This is a genomic window from Erythrobacter sp. GH1-10 (assembly GCF_045363165.1).
Taxonomy (GTDB): domain Bacteria; phylum Pseudomonadota; class Alphaproteobacteria; order Sphingomonadales; family Sphingomonadaceae; genus Erythrobacter.
The window spans coordinates 2557993-2575806 of sequence record NZ_JBJFLP010000001.1; the positions used below are offsets into that span (position 1 = coordinate 2557993).

Consider the following 17814-nt stretch of genomic DNA (forward strand, 5'->3'; position numbering starts at 1 on the left):
AGCAGCGTCGTTTACCTCAGCTTGAGCGTGGCCAGGCCCATCAGCGCGAGCACGATCGAGATGATCCAGAACCGGATCACGACCTTGCTTTCGCTCCAGCCGAGCTGTTCGAAATGGTGGTGGATCGGCGCCATGCGGAACACCCGCTTGCCGGTCCGCTTGAACCAGAAGACCTGGATGATGACCGAGACCGCCTCGAGCACGAACAGCCCGCCGACGATGGCGAGCACGACCTCATGATGGCTGGCAACGGCGATCGCACCCAGCGCTCCGCCGAGCGCCAGCGATCCGGTGTCGCCCATGAACACCGCTGCGGGCGGCGCGTTGAACCACAGGAAGGCGAGCCCCGCCCCCATGATCGCGGCGGAAAAGATCGCGAGCTCGCCCGCACCTTCGACATACGGAATACCGAGATACTCGGTGAAGTCGGTACGCCCGACCAGATAGGCGATGATCGCGAATGTCCCGGCGGCGATGATGACCGGCATGATTGCAAGGCCATCCAGCCCGTCGGTGAGGTTCACCGCATTTCCGGCGCCGACGATGACGAAGGCCGCGAACACGTAATAGGCCGGGCCCAGAGGGATCACCCGGTCGGAGAAGAAAGGAACATAGAGATCGGTGCTGATCTGGCTGACGATCAGGTAGGATGCGACGCCGGCAACGGCGAATTCGGCCAGAAGCCTGACTCGTCCGGAAAGCCCTGCGTGACTGTTCTTGGAAACCTTGTCGTAATCGTCGAGAAATCCGATGATCCCGAAGCCGATCGTCACCGCGAGGCAGGCCCAGACGAACGGGCTCTTCAGGTCCATCCAAAGCAGCAGCGCGATCGTCAGGGAAACGAGGATCATCAGCCCGCCCATCGTCGGGGTGCCGCGCTTGGCGAGATGCGATTGCGGCCCGTCCTCGCGGATCGGCTGGCCTTTGCCCTGCCGCACGCGAAGCATGTTGATGAACCGGGGCCCGATAATGAGGCCGATGACGAGCGCGGTCATCAGCGTCGCGCCGAAGCGGAACGTCTGGTACCGAATCAGGTTCAGTATGCCTTCGAAGCCCAGCCATTCGGCGAGTAGGTAGAGCATTCAGATCCCTCGCCCCCGCCTTACCCCGGGGCGCTCGTAAAGTGTTTCACCAGCCTGCCGAGGCCGACTGAATTGGAGCCCTTCACGAGCACAGCATCGCCGTGGGTGAGACCGAACGCTTCGAGCGCCTCAATCGCTTCGTCAGGACCTTCGCAATGGGCGAAGCCGGGGCGAATGCCAAGCGAATTGCTTCGTGGTTTCCCCAGTTCCCCCGCCAGGACGCGCATCTCGTCGCCAACGAGGATCACGTGGTCGATTTTCGCCTCGGCGATCGGTTCGGCGAGCTGGCGGTGAAAGTCGTAGGCGAAATCGCCCAATTCCTTCATGCTGCCGAGCACGGCCACCCTCCGATGTGCCGGCGTCTGACCGAGCTGGCGCAGCGTCGCACGCATGCTCGCCGGATTGGCATTGTAGCTTTCATCCACAAGCAATGCCTTGCCGCCCGCCACCGCTATATCGAACCGCGCGCCGCGTCCTTTGAGCCCGCCCATTTCGGCAAGCGCGAGGCCCGCCGAAGCCAGATCCCCGCCAGCCGCGCGAACCGCCGCCATGACGCCAAGCGAATTGGCGATCCAGTGTTCGCCCGGCTCGGCGACCGAATAGCACACCCGCGCGTCGCCGAGATCGGCTGTCACGAGCGAACCGCCATTGGCGCTCGGGATCGCATCGAGCAGCCGCACATCGGCATCGGCGCTGCGTCCGAAGGTGACGATCTTTACGCCGAGCTTGCGAGCGTGTTCGATCATGCGCGGCGCATACTCGCTGTCCGCCGGGATCACCGCCGTGCCGCCTTCGACCAGGCCGGTGAAAATCTGCGACTTCTCGTCGGCAATCGCCTCCATGCTTCCGAGGTTCTCGATGTGAGCGGGCGCGATGGTGGTGATAAGCGCAACATGCGGGCGCACGTGGTCGGCCAGCGGGGCAATCTCGCCCGCATGGTTCATTCCCATTTCGAATACGCCGAATTTCGCGCGCGCGGGAAGCCGGGCGAGGCTGAGCGGCACGCCGACATGGTTGTTGTAGCTGCGTACGCTGCGATGCGCTGCGCCGCGGCTTGCGCGGTCGAGGCTCGCGAAAATCGCTTCCTTGACCCCGGTCTTGCCGACCGAACCGGTGACCGCGATACGCCTGGCCGGACTGCGGTCGCGCGCGGCATGGGCGAGCGCGTGCAGCGCTTCGGTGGTGTCCTTGACCAGTACATGCGGGAAATCGACCGGGCGATCGACGATCGCCGCTACCGCGCCCTTGGCGAAGGCGGCGGGGATGAATTTGTGACCGTCCATCGCCTCCCCGATCAAAGCGACGAAGACGTCGCCCGGGCGCACATCGCGGCTGTCCATCTCGATCCCCGAGGCCTGGAAGGCATGGCTGGCGGTGCCGCCGGTCGCGGCCTCGATGGCCGCTGAATCCCACAGCGCAAGCGGGAGGTTGTCGCGCGGATCGACCGGCCAGGCACGAAGCAGGGCGTGCGCGGCGCTCATGCCGAAACCTCTGCTGCGCATTCGCGTGCGACCTGAACGTCATTGAACGGCAATACCCGCATAGCTTCTCCCGACCCGATTATCTGGCCCTCTTCGTGGCCCTTTCCTGCGACAAGGACGATATCGTGCGCCCCCGCCTGCCCGATTGCTTCCGCGATGGCTTCCCGTCGCCCGCCGATTTCAACAGCATTGTCGCCTGCGCCCGAGAGAACCTCCGCACGGATGGCCTCCGGGTCTTCTCCACGCGGATTGTCGTCGGTGACGATCACCACGTCCGCAGCCGCCGAAGCGACTGCGCCCATCGGCGCGCGCTTTCCAGTGTCGCGATCACCACCCGCACCGAAAACGACGATAAGCCGACCGCCTTTGTCTTCTTCGACATGCGGGCGCAGGGCATGGATAGCAGCTTCGAGCGCGTCGGGTGTGTGTGCGTAATCGACATAGACCGGCGCGCCGCTGGCGGTGATGACCGCGCGTTCGAGCCTCCCGCGCACCGGCTGCAAACGTCCGAGCGCGTCGAATACCTGCGCGGTGTCGGCCCCGGTCGCCAGCGCGAGCCCTCCCGCCACCAGCGCGTTCGCCGCCTGGTACTCTCCGATCAGGAGCAACTTGACGGTTCGCGCCTGACCTTCGTGTTCGACAGTCAGCGTCTGACCGAGCTGGGTCGCCTCGCGGGCGGCGAGGCGGAGGAAAGCACCTCGCTCGCCCACTGTGAGCACGCGCAAATTGTGGGATGTCGCATGCTCCACGGCGCGGCGGGTCCACTCGCTATCGTCCCCGCCGCAATAGATGATGGCCGGTGCACCCTCGCTCACGACTTCGTCGAAAAGGCGCATCTTGGCCGCGAAATACTCCTCCATCGTGCCATGGTAATCGAGGTGGTCGCGGCTGAAATTGGTGAAGGCGCACGCTGCCACCGGCAATCCTTCGTTGCGGAATTGCGAAAGGCCGTGGCTCGAAGCCTCATAGGCGACATGGGTCACGCCTTCGCGCGCCAGTCCGCTCATGTTGGAAAGGAAGGTGACGATGTCGGGTGTGGTCAGACCGGTGGAGACGCTGCCGTCGGGCGTGGTCACGCCGAGCGTGCCGATGCTCGCGGCGCGCTCACCGCACATGCGCCAGATCTGGCGCGTCATTTCGACCGTCGAGGTCTTGCCGTTGGTCCCCGTCACCGCGACCACGGTTGCGGGCACGGGAGTGAAGAACTGTGCGGCGAGATTGGCGAAAGTCCTGCGCGGCTCCTCGGAGGCGACATGGATCGCGCCTTCGACCTTGACGCCAGGCCGGGCGACCACCGCGACCGCGCCGGCTTCGACAGCGGCTGGGATGAAATCCTCGGCATTGAACTTCGCACCCTGGAAGGCGCCGAACACCGTTCCGGGCGCGACCTTGCGATGATCGATCGCGAACCCGGTCACCGTCGCGTCGCCGGACTCGATACCGGCGATCCCCGCCTGTTCGATCAGCCTAGCGAGCCTCATTTCGATTTCTCGACGAGATAGCGCAGGTCGGAAATATCGACATCGCGATTGGCGTCGGGGCGCACGCCGAGCATCGGCCCGATCCGCGGCACGAGCCGTCCGACGACCGGTGCTGCGTTGAACGCCGCAGTCCGCTGGAACGAGCTTGCCATCGTTCCGCGCGGTTCGTCGATCATCGCGACGATCACGTAGCGTGGACGGTCCATCGGGAAGGCCGCGGCGAAGGTCGAGATGATCTTGCGTTCGGAATAGCCGCCCTTGCCCGGCTTTTCCGCCGATCCCGTCTTGCCGCCGACACGGTATCCGGGGGCATCGGCGCTGCGTCCGGTGCCATAGAGCGAGATCATCCGCAGCATCTGCCGCATGCGCGAGGAAGTCGACGCCTTGAACACGCGTTTGCCGCGCGGGACATCCGCGGGATCGAGCTTGTGCAGGGTCGCCGGGCGCCAGATCCCGCCATTGACCATCGCGGCATAGGCGTTGGCGAGGTGCAGCGGCGTCACGGCGAGCGAGTGTCCGTAGCCGATCACCATGTTGGTATGGCGATTTTCCGGGTTCTGCGGCCACAGGGGCTTGCCACGCGCGGGCAGTTCGATTTGCGGACGGCTGTCCATGTTGAGATCGACCAGCATTTGCTGGAGTCGTTTCGAGCCAAGCTCGTCGACGACCCGCGCGGTGACGGTGTTCGAGGAATAGACCAGCGCCTGCGGCACGTTGAGCACGTCGCCCTTGGGCTTGAGATCGCGAATGGTGCGGTTGCCGACGGTCACCGGTCGCGCATCCCAGTTCCGGCCGAGGTCGCGCACGACTCCGGCGTCGATCGCGGCGGCGACGGTCAGCGGTTTGAAGGTAGAACCGAGCTCGTACAGCCCGTTGGTCGCACGGTTGAAGACGTTGGGCGCGCCGCTTGCCCCGACCACGTTCGGGTCGAATTCGGGCAGCGATGCCATTGCCATGACCTCGCCGGTGTCGACATCGAGAACCACGCCTGCCGCGCCGATCGCATTGGTCGATAGCATGCCCCGCCGAAGCTCGTCCTCGAGCGCGCCCTGCACCCGCACGTCGATCGACAGCGCGACAGGTTCGCCGCGCAGGTCCGGATCGGCGAGCCGTTCTTCGAGCACCTGTTCCATGCCGAGCCTGCCACCCTCGCCCTCGACCGTGTAGCCAAGAATGTGCGCCGCGAGCGACCCTTGCGGATAGTGCCGGTCGGTTTCCTGCGGGAACTGGAGAGCGATCTCGCCCAGCTCGAACACCCGGTTCGCTTCTTCGGGCAGCACGCGGCGGCGCAGGTATCCCGCCTTGCCCGTCGCGAGCCGCTGCGTGATCTCGGTTTCGTCGAGGTCGGGGAATATCGCCTTCAACGCCCCCGAGATCTCTTGCGGGCTGCGAACCAGCGGCGATCCGCCGTCGCCCATCGCATCGGGATCATACCACAACGCATAGGCCGGGAAAGCGCGCGCAAGCGGCGTCCCGTGACGATCGGTGATTTCACCCCTCGGTGGCAGCAATTGCTCGGTGAGGCTCGATTGGTTCGGGGCGGATCCGGCAAATCCCAACCACGCGATCCGGCCGAGTGCGGCGAGCGCGACGAGCGCAAAGATGCAGGCAATCAGCAGCACGCGCTGGCGTGCGGTCAGGACCGTCTGGAAGCGCAGTTGCACCAATTGGCCCCGGCCCGCCGGGATGGCCGGACCGGGCGAAGGTGTCTGACGCGCCGGTCGCGGATCGCGGTCAAGGAAGGCGCTCTCGCCGAATTGCAGCCCCAGCCCAGGGCTGTAGGCGTTCATTCGCGACCTCGTGCGGCTTCGGCGGCGAGACGTGAGGCGGCGTCGCCGGTCTGGGCATTGGCTGCGCGGATAGGCGAAGCTTCGATCAGGAAGTCGCCGAAGGCATCGGCGAACACCGCGCCGGCGTCGGCCTCTTCGCCGAGTGCGGCAAGCGTGATCGCCTCCCCGGTGATCGGCGAGACCATTTCGCGATCGGACGGCACTGGCTCGCTAGTATCGGCGCGGGCGACGCGGATCGGGCTCGGCGCACCGGGACCGAGCGGCTGGCCGAGAGCGGCAAGCTGGCGCTCGCCTTCGAGATACTGGTCCGCGCGCGGCGCCTCGAAGCCGAACTCGACCGCGTTCCAATTGGCCAGTTGGCGCTGGCTGGCGCGGGTTTCGAATTCGGTTTCAAGCAGCTTGTTATGGCGCTCGAGCGAGACGATCTTTCGCTCGGCAAGCAGCACTTCGCTCTTCACCGCATGGACGCGCAGGCTCAGCACGACGAACAGGCCGACACAGACCGCAAGCACCGCCATCCAGCCGAGCGAACGCATTTGCGAAGTGGTCATCATGCTGCTTGCTCCCTTGCTGGTACTGCCGTGCGGATGGCGTGGCGCAGCGTCGAGGATCGCGCGCGCGGATTGCGGGCGATTTCGGCCTCTGACGGGCGGATCGCCTTGGAAACTTTGGTGAAAACCGGCTCGGGACCGGGCACTTCGCCCGGCAGGTGCCGCGACACCGCGCGACCCGCCCCGCTCGCTTCCTTGAAGAAGCGTTTGACGATGCGGTCCTCGAGGCTGTGGAAGCTGACCACGGCGAGCACGCCGCCTTCCTTCAGCAGCGCTTCTGCAGCGTTCAGCCCCGCCTTGAGCTCGCCAAGCTCGTCGTTGACGTGGATACGCACCGCCTGGAAGGTGCGGGTCGCGGGGTCCTTCTTGTCGTGCGGCTTGTGGCCGAGCGCCTTGCGCACCACGCGAGCGAGTTCGCCGGTGGTCTCGAGCGGGCGCGCATTCACTATCGCGCGGGCGACGCGGCGCGACTGGCGCTCTTCACCATATTGGTAGAGCACGTCGGCGATCGCGGCTTCGTCGGCGGTGTTGAGAAAGTCCGCCGCGCTTTCGCCGCTCTGGCTCATGCGCATGTCGAGCGGGCCATCTGCCGAGAATGCAAACCCGCGCTCGCTCTGGTCGAGCTGCATCGAGGAAACACCGATATCCATCACGACCGCATCGACCTGCGGGACGCCGATGCGCAGCAGTTCCTCGCGCATGCTTGCGAAGCGTTCCTGGTGAAGCGACAGGCGGCCCTCATATTCGGAGACCATCGCCTGCCCCTCGCGGATCGCATTGGGATCGCGGTCGAAAGCATAGACGCGCGCACCCGCATCAAGCAGCGCGCGGGTGTAGCCGCCCGCGCCGAAAGTCGCATCGACGATATCCATTCCCTTGCGCGGCTTGATCGCGGCGATCACTTCATCGAGCAGGACGGGAATATGGGGCTGGGTCATTTCTTCGCCCCCTTCCCTTTGGCCTTGGCCTGCAGATCGCCGATCAGCTTGTCGCACGCCGCCTTCGCGCCGCGCCAGCTGTCGTCCATCCGCGCCAGTTCTTCGGGATTCCAGATGAAGAAGAAATCGCCCGCGCCCTGGAAATAGAGCCCGTCGCCGACCTTGCCGAGATCGCGCAGGTGATCGGGCATGACGAAGCGTCCGCTGTCGTCGAAGGGCAGTTGCTCGAACCCGAAGAGCTGCTGCGCACGCACATCGCGGTCGAAGTCGCCGATCCCGAGACGGATCGCGCGTTCTTCCTCGTCATCGAGCTTCTTGTGAAGCTTTTCGATGCGCGAGAGACCGAAACCGATGAGGCAATCGAACTTGTCGTGGGAGGCAAGACACAGCGTCTTGGACCCGTCGGAGCTTTCCTTGACGGCTTTGCGGAACGCCGGAGGCAGGACGAAACGACCCTTATCGCCCGCGGGCGAATAGGCCTGTCCACTGTATCCTCCAAAGGCAGTCACGCGCCTCGATCCCCTCAATTCCCCGAACGGGGTGTTCCCCGGCCAAAAACCTCCTGAATGGCCTTCTCCTCAGACACGCCTTTCTCGCCGCCACCCTCGCGCAAGTGGGGGCAGCGCGCCTCCCCATGCGGGCGACGCGAGACAAACCGGCATGTTTGATGGAACCCGGTAATATCGGGGATAGGAGCGGGATGGAAGGGGTTTTTGCGGGATTTCTAGGGATTACATGGTAAATAATTGATTTATTGTATGTTTACCATCCCATGCGCCATCGTTAGCACGATTTGGCCCCACCGAGAATCCCCCAAAGACCCACATTAATGGGCTGAAATCGCGCCGAATCCCCGAGATTCCCGCGCCGAGTCCCTTGGAGTCGCTCGCACTTCCCGCGATTTCCCCGATTGGTTATCAGGGGAAAGCAAATCGAAGCAGTTGCCCCAGCTGCGTATCCCCTGATGGCGGCCGAATGGTTGGCTCAACCAAAACCTCGAAGACTGTAGCATCCGCCATCAGCGTAACGTGTCCCGCGCCTACCTTGCATTGGGCGACAATATTCTGGGCACGCAGCTCGCAAGAAGCGCTATCGGGAGCAACAACTTCAATCCTACCCGTGATCGCTGCAAAGATTGAGAACGTCTCTTCGTCCACTTTTAGTGGTCGGCGCTCGTATTGCCCATCGGGATCAAAGGAAATCGTAAGCCCCCACCGCCCAACGACGGGCGGGATCAGCGCAGTATCGACCGGACGCTTCGGATCGCCGAGGGGCGCATCGTAGTCGCCGGTCAGCATCGGATCGAGCACCAGCAGCAGCTGGCCGCCCTCCCGTACCCAGTCGTCAAGCGCGACATTGTCCGCAGGCGACAGCCCGCGCGGCTGAATCACCGCCAGTCGTTCGAGACCCGCCAGCGGATCGGTGTCGGGCTCATCCGGGGAAAGCGCGGGAATCGGCGAGAGGGTGTCGAGCGGGACCAGTTCGTATCGGCTTTCAAGTATCCGCCGCTGCCACGGCATCTCGGCATTGCCGCTGGCGATGTCCTCCATGTCGGCATCGAGCGGCCAGTAGATCGGCAGGCTCGTCATCAGGCCCAATTTCTCGGTCGGGCGCGGTTCGGGTTCGTCGGGGAAGGCGCAGCACGCCTTGGTGTATTCCTGATACGCGATCCACCCGCCCACGATCAGCGCGAGCAGGAAGGTGGCACCGATAAAAAGCTCAAGGCTGCGGCGTGGCATCGGCCGGTGGGGTCGCGGCTCCGGTGGGTTGTGCCTGCACGGTGCCGGTGGTCGGAGTCGGGCTTGGCTCTGCCGGAATATCGGGCACGACGCCCGCATCGGCGAGCGGATCGCGCTGCTGCGGTGCAGCGGTCGGCTCGGTGGTCGGTGCAGCATCGGGGACAGCGGACTGTTCGGTCAGGTTGGCCTGGCTCCCGATAATGCTCGCAAGGCCGACCAGCAGCACCATCGCCGCAATCCCGGACAGACCGATCTGCAGACGTTGCACCGCCTCGCCGCGCGTACCGCCCAGCGGCGCGCCTTCGGGCGGCGCGGTGTCGACCTGCCGGTTGCCGTTGAAGCGCTCGAAAGGATTTTTCACTGGCATAGGGCAATCCTATCAGGCGTCATCGCCGCGCACCAGCCAATCGAAAACGGGCAGGCCTTTCGCCTCCAGCCAATCGGCATTGTAGAGAGTCGAAAGATAGCGAAAGCCGGTGTCACACAGGATCGTCGCCACTTGCGGGTTCTCGCGCCCCTCGGCAACCAGCTGCTTACCGAGTTCGATCGCGCCCGCGACGTTGATCCCGCTCGAAAGGCCAAGACACAGGCCCTCTTCGCGCAGCAGCCGCGCGACCCAGACCAGCCCTTCCTCGTCGGAGATGCGGAACTGCGTATCGATCGGCGCGCCTTCTAGATTGGCGGTGATCCGCCCTTGCCCGATCCCCTCGGCGACCGAAGAGCCTTCGGCCTTCAGTTCGCCATGCGCGTAGTAATTGTAGAGCGCCGCCCCATGCGGATCGGTAAGCGCGATGCGGACGGTCTCGTCCTTCTCCTTCAATCCCATACCGACGCCGGCGATCGTTCCGCCGGTACCGGCAGCGCAGGTGAAGCCGTCGATCCGGCCTTCGAGCTGCTCCCACAGCTCTTGCGCGGTGCCCTCGATATGCGCCTTGCGATTGGCGACGTTATCGAATTGACCGGCCCAGATCGCGCCTTCGGTTTCTTCCGCCATGCGGCGCGAGACGTGCTGGAAATGCGCAGGGTCGGCGTATTTGGTCGGCGGGACGAGCACCAGCTGGGCGCCTAGAGCACGCAGGGTGTCCATCTTCTCCTTCGACTGGTTGTCCGGCATGACGATGATCGTCTTGTAACCAAGCGCGTTGGCGACCAGCGCGATGCCGATCCCGGTGTTGCCCGCCGTCCCCTCGATCACGGTGCCGCCGTACTGCAGTTCGCCGCGCGCTTCCGCATCGCGGATCATGAACAGCGCCGCGCGATCCTTCACGCTGCTGCCGGGATTGGCGAATTCGCACTTGCCCCAGATGTCGCACCCGGCCGCCTCGCTCGGACCCGCAAGCCGCACCAGCGGAGTGTTACCGATCAGGGCGAGCGTATCGCCGAAAGGTTTGGTGATGTTCATGCGGTCCGAGTTAGGCTGTCATACAAGATGCCGCAACGAAGATTGCGTATTCGCCCAAACAGAGCGGCTATCGGTTGCACAGCAACCGCAAGGGCGACTGCCCGCCCGCAGCGATGCGGCCTTCAGGCCGCGGCAGCGAGGAGATCGCACGCCCGGACGGGCGTACGCAACCCGGACTTGAACAACATTAATCTTCGGGGGCGATAGTTACCTGCAGCCCGTCGAGCTCCGCCGTGAACGGGATCTGGCACGACAGGCGCGAGTTTTCCTTGCGGTGATCGGAGGACTCGAGAAGGTCGTCCTCGTCCTCGCTCATCGCCGGAAGCTTGTCGGTCGCGCCGCCATCGATGTGAACGTGGCAGGTGGCGCACGAACAGCACCCGCCGCACAGCGCCAGCAGCTCGTCGAAGCCGTTGTCGCGGATGGCTTCCATCACCGTCAGGCCGTCTTCGACCTCGATCTCGCTCGTTTCGCCTTCACGGTTGGTGACGACCAGCTTGGGCATGGGCTGCAATTCCTCTTTCGTGGCAGTGACATTGAGCGCAAGATTGCGCGCTATCGATAGAACCGCCGCGCTGCTAGGACGTTCCGAAAGCCAAGGCAAGCTAGGGGATGTGTTAGTGGGGCTTACCGCCAAGCAGATGCAGGACGGTCTCGACGCCTTGGCGAGAGAGGACGAAGTGCTGGCGCGCGAACTGGCGCGGGTCGGCTACCCCGAGCCGCGCATCCGCCCGCGTGGCTACAAGACGCTGCTGCGCACGATCGTCGGCCAGCAGGTCTCGGTCGCGGCAGCGAGTTCGATGTGGAACAAGCTCGAAGCCGAACTGGGAGAGGACTTCACGCCCGCTTGCCTCCTGAAGCGCGATTTCGATACGCTGCGCGCCTGCGGGTTGTCGCGCCAGAAGCAGGGCTATGCGCGGTCCTTGTGCGAACTGGTCGAGGCGGGCGAACTCGATTTCGATGCGCTGCCCGCCGATGACGAGCAAGCGATCGAAGAACTCACCCGGATCAAGGGCATTGGGCGCTGGTCGGCGGAGATCTACCTGCTGTTCGCGGAGGGCCGCCCGGATATCTGGCCTGCGGGCGACCTTGCGGTTCAGGAGGGCGTGAAGCGCCTGCTCGATATGGACGAGCGCCCCAAGGAAAAGGAAGCGCGCGAGATAGGCAGCCGATGGTCGCCACACCGCGGGGCGATGGCGATCTTCACCTGGCACTATTACGCGAACCCGGCTCTTTGAAGCTCAGGCGTTATCGAACAGTTCTTCCAGCCTGTTTTGGCCCTCTGCCAGGTTCCTAAACCGACGGTTCGCTGGCCGCGCGTGCGAGGCGTTGAGGTATTCAGCCGCCGGAATGACAAAAGTGGGCTTCTCATCGCCTTGCATGATCATCGCCCAGACGCAGTTATTGTTTTCCTCGCTGCCGAGATTGACGTTCCATTCGTGCTTGAGGAACAGGCATGCGTCATACAGGTGGTCGGCGGTCGGTTGATAGTGACCGCTGCCGTTGTCGATCGAGATGAGCCGGCCGTTCTTTGCGTAGATATTGCCCGCACACATCACCGGCATTCCGGCAAAAAAGGAGCTGTGGTGGGCGGTGTCCCGGCCACCGGGCATCGCGTAGAAATCGCCCGTCGCATTATCCACGGCGAAGATCCAGAACTTGCCAGGTTCTCCTCCCGTATGAAGCGGCTGACCATTGGCCTTGGTGACCCGGTTGGTCCCTTCCTCGAAAGTGATGTGGTAGGGATCTCGATCAGTCTGGCTGCGCAGATAGGTCAGCTGCGTTACCGGGTTCTTGTCATTCCCAATCAGGAATTCCGGCTGAGTCTTGATGATCCGCCGGATCTGCCAAAGCCCGCCCTTCCTAAGCTGGTCCGAACGGAAGTCGTTCTTCTCCTTGTTGGTGGCAGGCTGCCCACCGGTGCCGGGTGCGTTGCTCATGTCGATCGCCTGCCTTCGCTGGTAGCGAATTGTGGCCGCTGCCGCCGAACCCTGGATGTTCTTGTCCGGGAACGAAGCGCGCGTGTCCTCCATCACCAGCTCGTTGAGCTCATGCTCGTTCAGTGCGCGGCCAGCTGCCTTGCGGAAGAAATGACGACCCGAATTGACCCCTAAATTGGGATCTCGAACCGGGTCTTTCGCCATGGTCTGGATGCGAGCTTCGTATGCATCGATCGAATCGTTGATGTCCGTCAGACGCTGGGCCGCGTCCTGTTTAAGCCCGGCCACCGCCTCGAGAGAGCGGCTCTTGTTCTTTTTCAGCTTCTGCTGCGCCTTCTTCAGTTTCGACTGGGAATTAAGGTAGACGTCGCAAAAAAAGACCAGGTTCTCGAGGGCGGCGAGATATGCGGAGATCTCGATCTTTCGCGTATTGCTGATCTTGTCGAGTTGATCGGCAATGGAATTCAGCGCGGTCGAGCGGCGGTTCGTGCCGCCGGGTCCCTGATAGATCGCGTTCTTCTGTAGATCGATCGCGTTGCGAAATTCCGTTCCGTTTTTGAATCGCAGTTTCCTGCGCGAACGGCCGATCAGCTCCATTCCTTGACCCACGATCAATACCCCCAAAAAGGAGCGACCCGAATCAGGTAATTACGGTAGTGGCACGACCGTGCACCTTTGTCTACGAACCCAGGTGTTGGCGAAAATCGCATCAGAAGGGCCGGTTCTCGACCCCACCCCTCAAACAAAGGGGGGTTAAGGTTGAATAGCTCGCCAGAGCGTGTATTGCTTGGACAACACACCTACCCGCAAATGCTTGAGTTGGAGAGGATCACAGCTAGGTCACCGATCACCAAGACCACCCGCGCACCTGTCGCATCGGTCACAGCCCTGGCGCTTGCTGCGCCCGCGACACTTTCTGCAGACCACCACGCTCAAACCGGAGCCAAAATGACCCCCCAGACAACCGAATTCGCCCCTCTAATCCCGCGCGATCACCTGTTCGGCAATCCGACCCGCGCGCAGGGCAAGATCAGCCCCGACGGCAAGTGGCTGAGCTGGCTCGCGCCGCTCGATGGCGTACTCAACATCTGGCTCGCCCTTGCAGATGATCCCGAAGCCGCAAAGGCGATCACCTCTGCCACGGACCGCCCCATCCGCGAGCATTTCTGGGCGCCCGATGCGAAGAGCGTCGGCTACATCCAGGACAAGGGCGGAGACGAAAATTTCCTGCTCTACCGCATCGACGTCGCGAGCGGCGAGGAAACCTGCCTCACCCCGTTCGAGAACACCCGGGTGCAGGTCGTCGGCGCTTCGGAGACGATCAAGGACGAGATCCTCGTCGGCCTCAACAACCGCGATCCGCAGTGGCACGATGTCCACCGGCTCAACCTCAACACCGGCGCTCTCGAACTGGTCTACGAGAACAACGCCTATGCGGGTTTCCTAGCCGACGACAGCCTTACGCTACGCATGGCGATGGCACAGAACGAGGCCGGCGGGACAGACTATTTTCGTGTCAGCGCCAACGTCGTCGAAGATGAGCCGTTTGAAACCACGGCGATGGAATACTCGCTGACCACCGCGCCTGCCGGCTACACCGTCGACGGATCGGTGCTCTACTGGCTCGACAGCCGCGGGCGGAACACTGCCGCGCTCTATGCTCAGGACACGGCATCGGGCGAACGCACGCTCATCGCCGAGAACGACAAGGCCGATATCGGCAGCACCATTCGCCACCAGCAGACCGGCGAAGTGCAGGCCTATTCGGTAAATTACCTCAAGACCGAATGGACCACGATCGATCCGGACATCGGCGCCTCGCTCGATTGGCTGCGCGACCAGTTCGAAGGCGAATACGGGGTGATGAGCCGCACCGACGACGACCGCACCTGGATCGTCTTCAACGATCCCATGACGGGACCGATCGCGACCTACATCTACGACCGCGATGCGAGCACGCTGACGCCGTTCTACGTCACCCGCCCCGAACTCGAGGGCGCGCCGCTGCAACCGATGCATCCGGTCGAGATCGCGAGCCGCGATGGCCTCACCCTGCCGTCTTACCTGACCCTTCCGCCGGGATCGGATACGAATGGCGACGGCCGCCCCGAAAGCCCGGTGCCTATGGTGCTTCTGGTTCACGGCGGCCCGTGGGCGCGCGACGGATACGGGTTCAATTCGAACCACCAGCTGCTCGCCAATCGCGGCTACGCAGTGCTGTCGGTGAACTTCCGGGGCTCGACCGGCTTCGGCAAGAACTTCATCAATGCAGGCAACAAACAGTGGGGCCTCGCGATGCACGACGACCTGATCGACGCGGTCGAATGGGCCATCGCCGAAGGTATCGCGCAGAAGGACAAAGTCGCGATCATGGGCGGTTCCTACGGCGGCTACGCAACGCTCGCCGGGCTGACCTTCACGCCCGATGTCTTCGCCTGCGGGGTCGATATCGTCGGCCCTTCCAATCTCGAAACGCTGCTCTCCACCATCCCGCCCTATTGGGCACCTATGGTGAAGATCTTCCACGAACGCATGGGTAACCCCGGGACCGAAGAAGGTCTCGCAATGCTCAAGGCGGCGAGCCCGCTCTACAAAGCCGACAAGATCACCAGGCCGCTGCTGATTGCTCAGGGTGCCAACGATCCGCGCGTCAAGCAGTCGGAAAGCGACCAGATCGTGGGCGCGATGAAGGAGGCCGGGATTCCTGTAACCTACGTCCTCTATCCCGACGAAGGCCACGGCTTCGCCAAGCCAGCGAACAACATGGCGTTTTACGGTATCGCCGAGAACTTCCTTGCCGAATGCATCGGCGGAAGGGCCGAGCCGCTGGGCGAGGTGCTCGAGCCCTCGTCTGCCGAGGTTCCCGAAGGCGCGCCCCACGTGAAAGGACTGGAAGCCGCTTTGGGTGGATGACAAGCGCGCTCACGCTCTCTAAAAAGGGTTGCAAATCGCAATCGGAGAGGGATCACATGAGCGCATCGGATCAGCGCCGCAGCATTTTCATTTCGGGCGGAGCCTCGGGGATTGGCCGCGCCACCGCGCGCTATTTCGGAGAGCGCGGCTGGTTCGTCGGGATCGGCGACGTCAACGAAACGGGCATGGAAGACACGCTCGGCCTGATCCCGGGCGGCTTCAAATACGCCCACAAGCTTGATGTCCGCGACCGTGAGGCATGGGAAACCGCCCTCGCCGCTTTCGCCACGGCTGCCGGCGGGCGGATCGATGTCGTGGTCAACAATGCCGGGATCGCCACCGGCGGTCCGCTGGCCGGGCTTGAAACCGAAGAGATCGAGCGCTGCCTCGACATCAATTTGAAAGGCGTGCTGTTCGGCGCGCAGGCGGCCTATCCCTACCTCCAGAAAACCGCGCCGGGATCGTGCCTCGTCAACATCGCCAGCGCAGCCGGGATCAACGGCGGATCCGGGCTGAGCGTCTACAGCGCAACCAAGTTCGCGGTGCGCGGGATCGCCGAAAGCCTCGATGCCGAATGGGCGCCGGAAGAGATCAAGGTCTGCTCGATTTGTCCGAGCTTTATCGAGACTCCGCTGCTCGACGGGACCGGCAACCGCAAGTCGAACGAACCGGTGCGCGATCGGGTGAAAGCGGCAGGTCTCGAAATTACGCCGGTGGAGGAGGTCGCTGAAACGATCTGGAACGCGGTGCACGGCCACGATCTGCATTATCTCGTCGGCAAGACCGCTCGGAAACTGAATTTCGCCAAGCGCTGGATGCCGGGCAAGGTCCGCAAGCAGGGCCGTATGTCGGCTTCGCTCCTGGGCAAGTAGTTACTCCACGATCCGGTCGATCGCCCGCGCCATCTTCGCATCGCGCTGCGACAGGCCGCCGCTGGTGCCCGCGTCGTGTGTGGTCAGCGTGATCTCGACCTTGGCGTAAACGTTGAACCATTCGGGATGGTGATCGTGGCTTTCCGCGATCAGCGCCACCCGGCTCATGAAACCCCATGCTTCGGAGAAATCCTCGAACTGGAAGGTGCGGGAAATCGCCTTGCCCTCTCGCGCCAGCTCCCAGTCCGGATGGTCCTTGAGCAGCTCTTCGCGTTCTTTCTCGTCGAGTTCGGGGACATTCGCCATGGCAGGCTTCCTCTTCATCTTGTTGTGAGCGGGCGTGCTTTTGCCTAACGCGTGAATGCATGCAAGGTTCTCAGACTCCTTCCCTCTCTGCAAACGATCTCGCGTGCCGTCGCGGCGACCGGCTGCTGTTTCGCGGGCTGTCTTTCGCGCTTGGTGCTGGCGAGGCGATGCACGTGACGGGCGCAAACGGGACCGGCAAGACGACGCTGATCCGCGCGCTGGCAGGGTTGCTGACGCCGTTTGCCGGAAGCGTCTCTATCGAGGGCGGACTCGGATTGCTCGACGAGCGCACCGGGCTCGATCCCGATCTGCAGTTGGGCAAGGCACTGGCGTTCTGGGAGCGGATCGATGGCTGCGGCAATCCCGCTGGCGCGCTGGCAGTGCTCGGGCTGGAGCCGCTGCTCGATGTCCCGGTACGGTATCTATCGACCGGACAGAGGAAGCGCGCGGCAATGGCGGCCCTGCTCAATCGCAGCGTGCCAGTGTGGCTGCTCGACGAACCGCTTGCAGGGCTGGACACCGAGACGATCGCCAAGGTCACGTCGCTGATCCAATTGCATATCGGCGCCGGCGGGATTGCGCTGATCGCCTCGCACCAGCCGCTCGCAATCGAGGGTCTGAAGACCCTCGCTATCGAGGACTTCGCGCCTGCACAGGAGCATGCAGGGTGATCGCCGCGCTTCTCAAACGCGACCTCGCCAAGTTCTTCCCCTTCACCGGGAGCGGCGCGGCGCTGCCGGTGGTGTTCTTCGTCGCGGTGGCCATGCTCTATCCCTTTGCCGTCGGGCCCGATCCGGCGATGCTCGCGCGGTCCGGCGGCGGAGTGGTGTGGATCGCGGCGCTGCTCGCGGCGGTGCTGCCGCTCGAAAAGCTGGTGGCGCAGGATATCGAGCTTGGCGTGTTCGACCAGCTCAAGCTGCGCGGGCTGACCGAAGAGGTGATGATGGCGGTGCGGCTGCTCGCGCACTGGCTGAGCTTCGGCCCGCCGCTGCTGCTCGCAACCTTTCCCGCTGCCGCACTGCTGGCGCTTGATGGAGACGCGTTGCGCCTGCTGCTGCTCGGCCTGCTGGCGGGCACGCCGGGCCTCGCCGCCATCGGCCTGATGATCGCGGCGCTCACCGCAACCTTGCGCGCCGGAGCCGCGCTGTCGGGCCTGCTGCTGATCCCGCTAGCATTGCCGATCCTGATCTTCGGCGCAGGCGCGCTGGCAAGGAGCGATGCGGCGAGTTTGGGCTTTGTGGCAGCGATCAGTTTGCTGCTGGTGGCGATCGCGCCCTTTGCAGCGGGGGCGGCGATCAGGGCTGCTCGGGAGGTTTGAA

General features: G+C 63.8%; 18 protein-coding genes. 5 read left to right on the plus strand and 13 right to left on the minus strand.

Features of this window, described 5'->3' with window-relative positions; translation table 11 throughout:
- Positions 1–11 precede the first annotated feature (11 nt).
- The 11 genes from mraY to ACI5KX_RS12730 all read right to left on the minus strand — a co-directional run bounded on the left by mraY (position 12) and on the right by ACI5KX_RS12730 (position 10969).
- Positions 12–1082 (minus strand): phospho-N-acetylmuramoyl-pentapeptide-transferase, encoded by a 1071-nt coding sequence (gene mraY, locus ACI5KX_RS12680; RefSeq protein WP_406811023.1) that lies wholly within the window; start codon positions 1080–1082, stop codon positions 12–14.
- Between the two features lie 20 nt (positions 1083–1102).
- The gene (gene murF, locus ACI5KX_RS12685; RefSeq protein ID WP_406811024.1) at positions 1103–2563 is read right to left on the minus strand and encodes a UDP-N-acetylmuramoyl-tripeptide--D-alanyl-D-alanine ligase; all 1461 of its coding nucleotides are present in this window, start codon (positions 2561–2563) and stop codon (positions 1103–1105) included.
- Positions 2560–4044 carry a UDP-N-acetylmuramoyl-L-alanyl-D-glutamate--2,6-diaminopimelate ligase gene (locus ACI5KX_RS12690; protein ID WP_406811025.1) on the minus strand — a complete coding sequence of 495 codons (1485 nt, stop codon included), beginning with the start codon at positions 4042–4044 and terminating at the stop codon, positions 2560–2562. Before ACI5KX_RS12690 ends, murF begins: the two co-directional genes overlap by 4 nt.
- Positions 4041–5834 carry a peptidoglycan D,D-transpeptidase FtsI family protein gene (locus ACI5KX_RS12695; protein WP_406811026.1) on the minus strand — a complete coding sequence of 598 codons (1794 nt, stop codon included), beginning with the start codon at positions 5832–5834 and terminating at the stop codon, positions 4041–4043. The genes ACI5KX_RS12690 and ACI5KX_RS12695 overlap by 4 nt, the downstream gene beginning before the upstream one ends.
- Positions 5831–6388, minus strand: coding sequence for a hypothetical protein (locus ACI5KX_RS12700; RefSeq protein WP_406811027.1), 558 nt, complete (start codon positions 6386–6388; stop codon positions 5831–5833). The genes ACI5KX_RS12695 and ACI5KX_RS12700 overlap by 4 nt, the downstream gene beginning before the upstream one ends.
- Positions 6385–7323, minus strand: a complete 939-nt coding sequence (rsmH, locus tag ACI5KX_RS12705; RefSeq protein ID WP_406811028.1) for a 16S rRNA (cytosine(1402)-N(4))-methyltransferase RsmH — start codon at positions 7321–7323, stop codon at positions 6385–6387. The genes ACI5KX_RS12700 and rsmH overlap by 4 nt, the downstream gene beginning before the upstream one ends.
- Positions 7320–7832, minus strand: a complete 513-nt coding sequence (locus tag ACI5KX_RS12710; protein WP_406811029.1) for a division/cell wall cluster transcriptional repressor MraZ — start codon at positions 7830–7832, stop codon at positions 7320–7322. The genes rsmH and ACI5KX_RS12710 overlap by 4 nt, the downstream gene beginning before the upstream one ends.
- A 408-nt stretch (positions 7833–8240) precedes the next feature.
- Positions 8241–9062 (minus strand): hypothetical protein, encoded by an 822-nt coding sequence (locus ACI5KX_RS12715; RefSeq protein ID WP_406811030.1) that lies wholly within the window; start codon positions 9060–9062, stop codon positions 8241–8243.
- The gene (locus ACI5KX_RS12720) at positions 9043–9423 is read right to left on the minus strand and encodes a hypothetical protein (RefSeq protein ID WP_406811031.1); all 381 of its coding nucleotides are present in this window, start codon (positions 9421–9423) and stop codon (positions 9043–9045) included. The genes ACI5KX_RS12715 and ACI5KX_RS12720 overlap by 20 nt, the downstream gene beginning before the upstream one ends.
- Positions 9424–9441: 18 nt before the next feature.
- Positions 9442–10464 (minus strand): cysteine synthase A, encoded by a 1023-nt coding sequence (locus tag ACI5KX_RS12725; RefSeq protein WP_406811032.1) that lies wholly within the window; start codon positions 10462–10464, stop codon positions 9442–9444.
- 187 nt (positions 10465–10651) lie between these two features.
- A complete protein-coding gene (locus ACI5KX_RS12730; RefSeq protein WP_406811033.1) occupies positions 10652–10969 on the minus strand; it encodes a 2Fe-2S iron-sulfur cluster-binding protein in 318 nt (105 codons plus the stop codon).
- 115 nt (positions 10970–11084) lie between these two features.
- On the opposite strand from ACI5KX_RS12730, the gene ACI5KX_RS12735 reads away from it, so the two are divergent.
- Positions 11085–11702 (plus strand): DNA-3-methyladenine glycosylase family protein, encoded by a 618-nt coding sequence (locus tag ACI5KX_RS12735; protein WP_406811034.1) that lies wholly within the window; start codon positions 11085–11087, stop codon positions 11700–11702.
- Positions 11703–11705: 3 nt separating this feature from the next.
- On the opposite strand, the gene ACI5KX_RS12740 is transcribed toward ACI5KX_RS12735, so the two are convergent.
- The gene (locus tag ACI5KX_RS12740; protein WP_406811035.1) at positions 11706–13001 is read right to left on the minus strand and encodes a hypothetical protein; all 1296 of its coding nucleotides are present in this window, start codon (positions 12999–13001) and stop codon (positions 11706–11708) included.
- Positions 13002–13352: 351 nt separating this feature from the next.
- Between ACI5KX_RS12740 and ACI5KX_RS12745 the strand changes: the two genes are divergently transcribed.
- Entirely contained in the window at positions 13353–15317 is a 1965-nt protein-coding gene (locus ACI5KX_RS12745; protein ID WP_406811036.1) for a S9 family peptidase, read from the plus strand.
- Between the two features lie 56 nt (positions 15318–15373).
- The gene (locus tag ACI5KX_RS12750) at positions 15374–16189 is read left to right on the plus strand and encodes an SDR family oxidoreductase (RefSeq protein ID WP_406811037.1); all 816 of its coding nucleotides are present in this window, start codon (positions 15374–15376) and stop codon (positions 16187–16189) included.
- Here the strand turns inward: ACI5KX_RS12750 and ACI5KX_RS12755 are convergent, their stop codons facing one another.
- Positions 16190–16495 (minus strand): 4a-hydroxytetrahydrobiopterin dehydratase, encoded by a 306-nt coding sequence (locus ACI5KX_RS12755; RefSeq protein WP_406811038.1) that lies wholly within the window; start codon positions 16493–16495, stop codon positions 16190–16192. It abuts the gene before it with no gap.
- 59 nt (positions 16496–16554) lie between these two features.
- Between ACI5KX_RS12755 and ccmA the strand changes: the two genes are divergently transcribed.
- Both ccmA and ACI5KX_RS12765 read left to right on the plus strand, forming a co-directional pair.
- Entirely contained in the window at positions 16555–17166 is a 612-nt protein-coding gene (ccmA, locus tag ACI5KX_RS12760; RefSeq protein WP_406811039.1) for a heme ABC exporter ATP-binding protein CcmA, read from the plus strand.
- Positions 17163–17813, plus strand: coding sequence for a heme exporter protein CcmB (locus ACI5KX_RS12765; protein WP_406811040.1), 651 nt, complete (start codon positions 17163–17165; stop codon positions 17811–17813). Before ccmA ends, ACI5KX_RS12765 begins: the two co-directional genes overlap by 4 nt.
- The last annotated feature ends 1 nt before the right edge of the window (position 17814 follow it).

Excerpts from the sequence above, each read along its gene's own strand:
- mraY (WP_406811023.1), bottom strand. The coding sequence starts at position 1,082 with ATGCTCTACCTACTCGCCGAATGGCTGGGCTTCGAAGGCATACTGAAC.
- murF (WP_406811024.1), bottom strand. The coding sequence starts at position 2,563 with ATGAGCGCCGCGCACGCCCTGCTTCGTGCCTGGCCGGTCGATCCGCGC.
- ACI5KX_RS12690 (WP_406811025.1), bottom strand. The coding sequence starts at position 4,044 with ATGAGGCTCGCTAGGCTGATCGAACAGGCGGGGATCGCCGGTATCGAG.
- ACI5KX_RS12695 (WP_406811026.1), bottom strand. The coding sequence starts at position 5,834 with ATGAACGCCTACAGCCCTGGGCTGGGGCTGCAATTCGGCGAGAGCGCC.
- ACI5KX_RS12700 (WP_406811027.1), bottom strand. The coding sequence starts at position 6,388 with ATGATGACCACTTCGCAAATGCGTTCGCTCGGCTGGATGGCGGTGCTT.
- rsmH (WP_406811028.1), bottom strand. The coding sequence starts at position 7,323 with ATGACCCAGCCCCATATTCCCGTCCTGCTCGATGAAGTGATCGCCGCG.
- ACI5KX_RS12715 (WP_406811030.1), bottom strand. The coding sequence starts at position 9,062 with ATGCCACGCCGCAGCCTTGAGCTTTTTATCGGTGCCACCTTCCTGCTC.
- ACI5KX_RS12725 (WP_406811032.1), bottom strand. The coding sequence starts at position 10,464 with ATGAACATCACCAAACCTTTCGGCGATACGCTCGCCCTGATCGGTAAC.
- ACI5KX_RS12730 (WP_406811033.1), bottom strand. The coding sequence starts at position 10,969 with ATGCCCAAGCTGGTCGTCACCAACCGTGAAGGCGAAACGAGCGAGATC.
- ACI5KX_RS12740 (WP_406811035.1), bottom strand. The coding sequence starts at position 13,001 with ATGGAGCTGATCGGCCGTTCGCGCAGGAAACTGCGATTCAAAAACGGA.
- ACI5KX_RS12745 (WP_406811036.1), top strand. The coding sequence starts at position 13,353 with ATGACCCCCCAGACAACCGAATTCGCCCCTCTAATCCCGCGCGATCAC.
- ACI5KX_RS12750 (WP_406811037.1), top strand. The coding sequence starts at position 15,374 with ATGAGCGCATCGGATCAGCGCCGCAGCATTTTCATTTCGGGCGGAGCC.
- ACI5KX_RS12755 (WP_406811038.1), bottom strand. The coding sequence starts at position 16,495 with ATGGCGAATGTCCCCGAACTCGACGAGAAAGAACGCGAAGAGCTGCTC.
- ccmA (WP_406811039.1), top strand. The coding sequence starts at position 16,555 with ATGCAAGGTTCTCAGACTCCTTCCCTCTCTGCAAACGATCTCGCGTGC.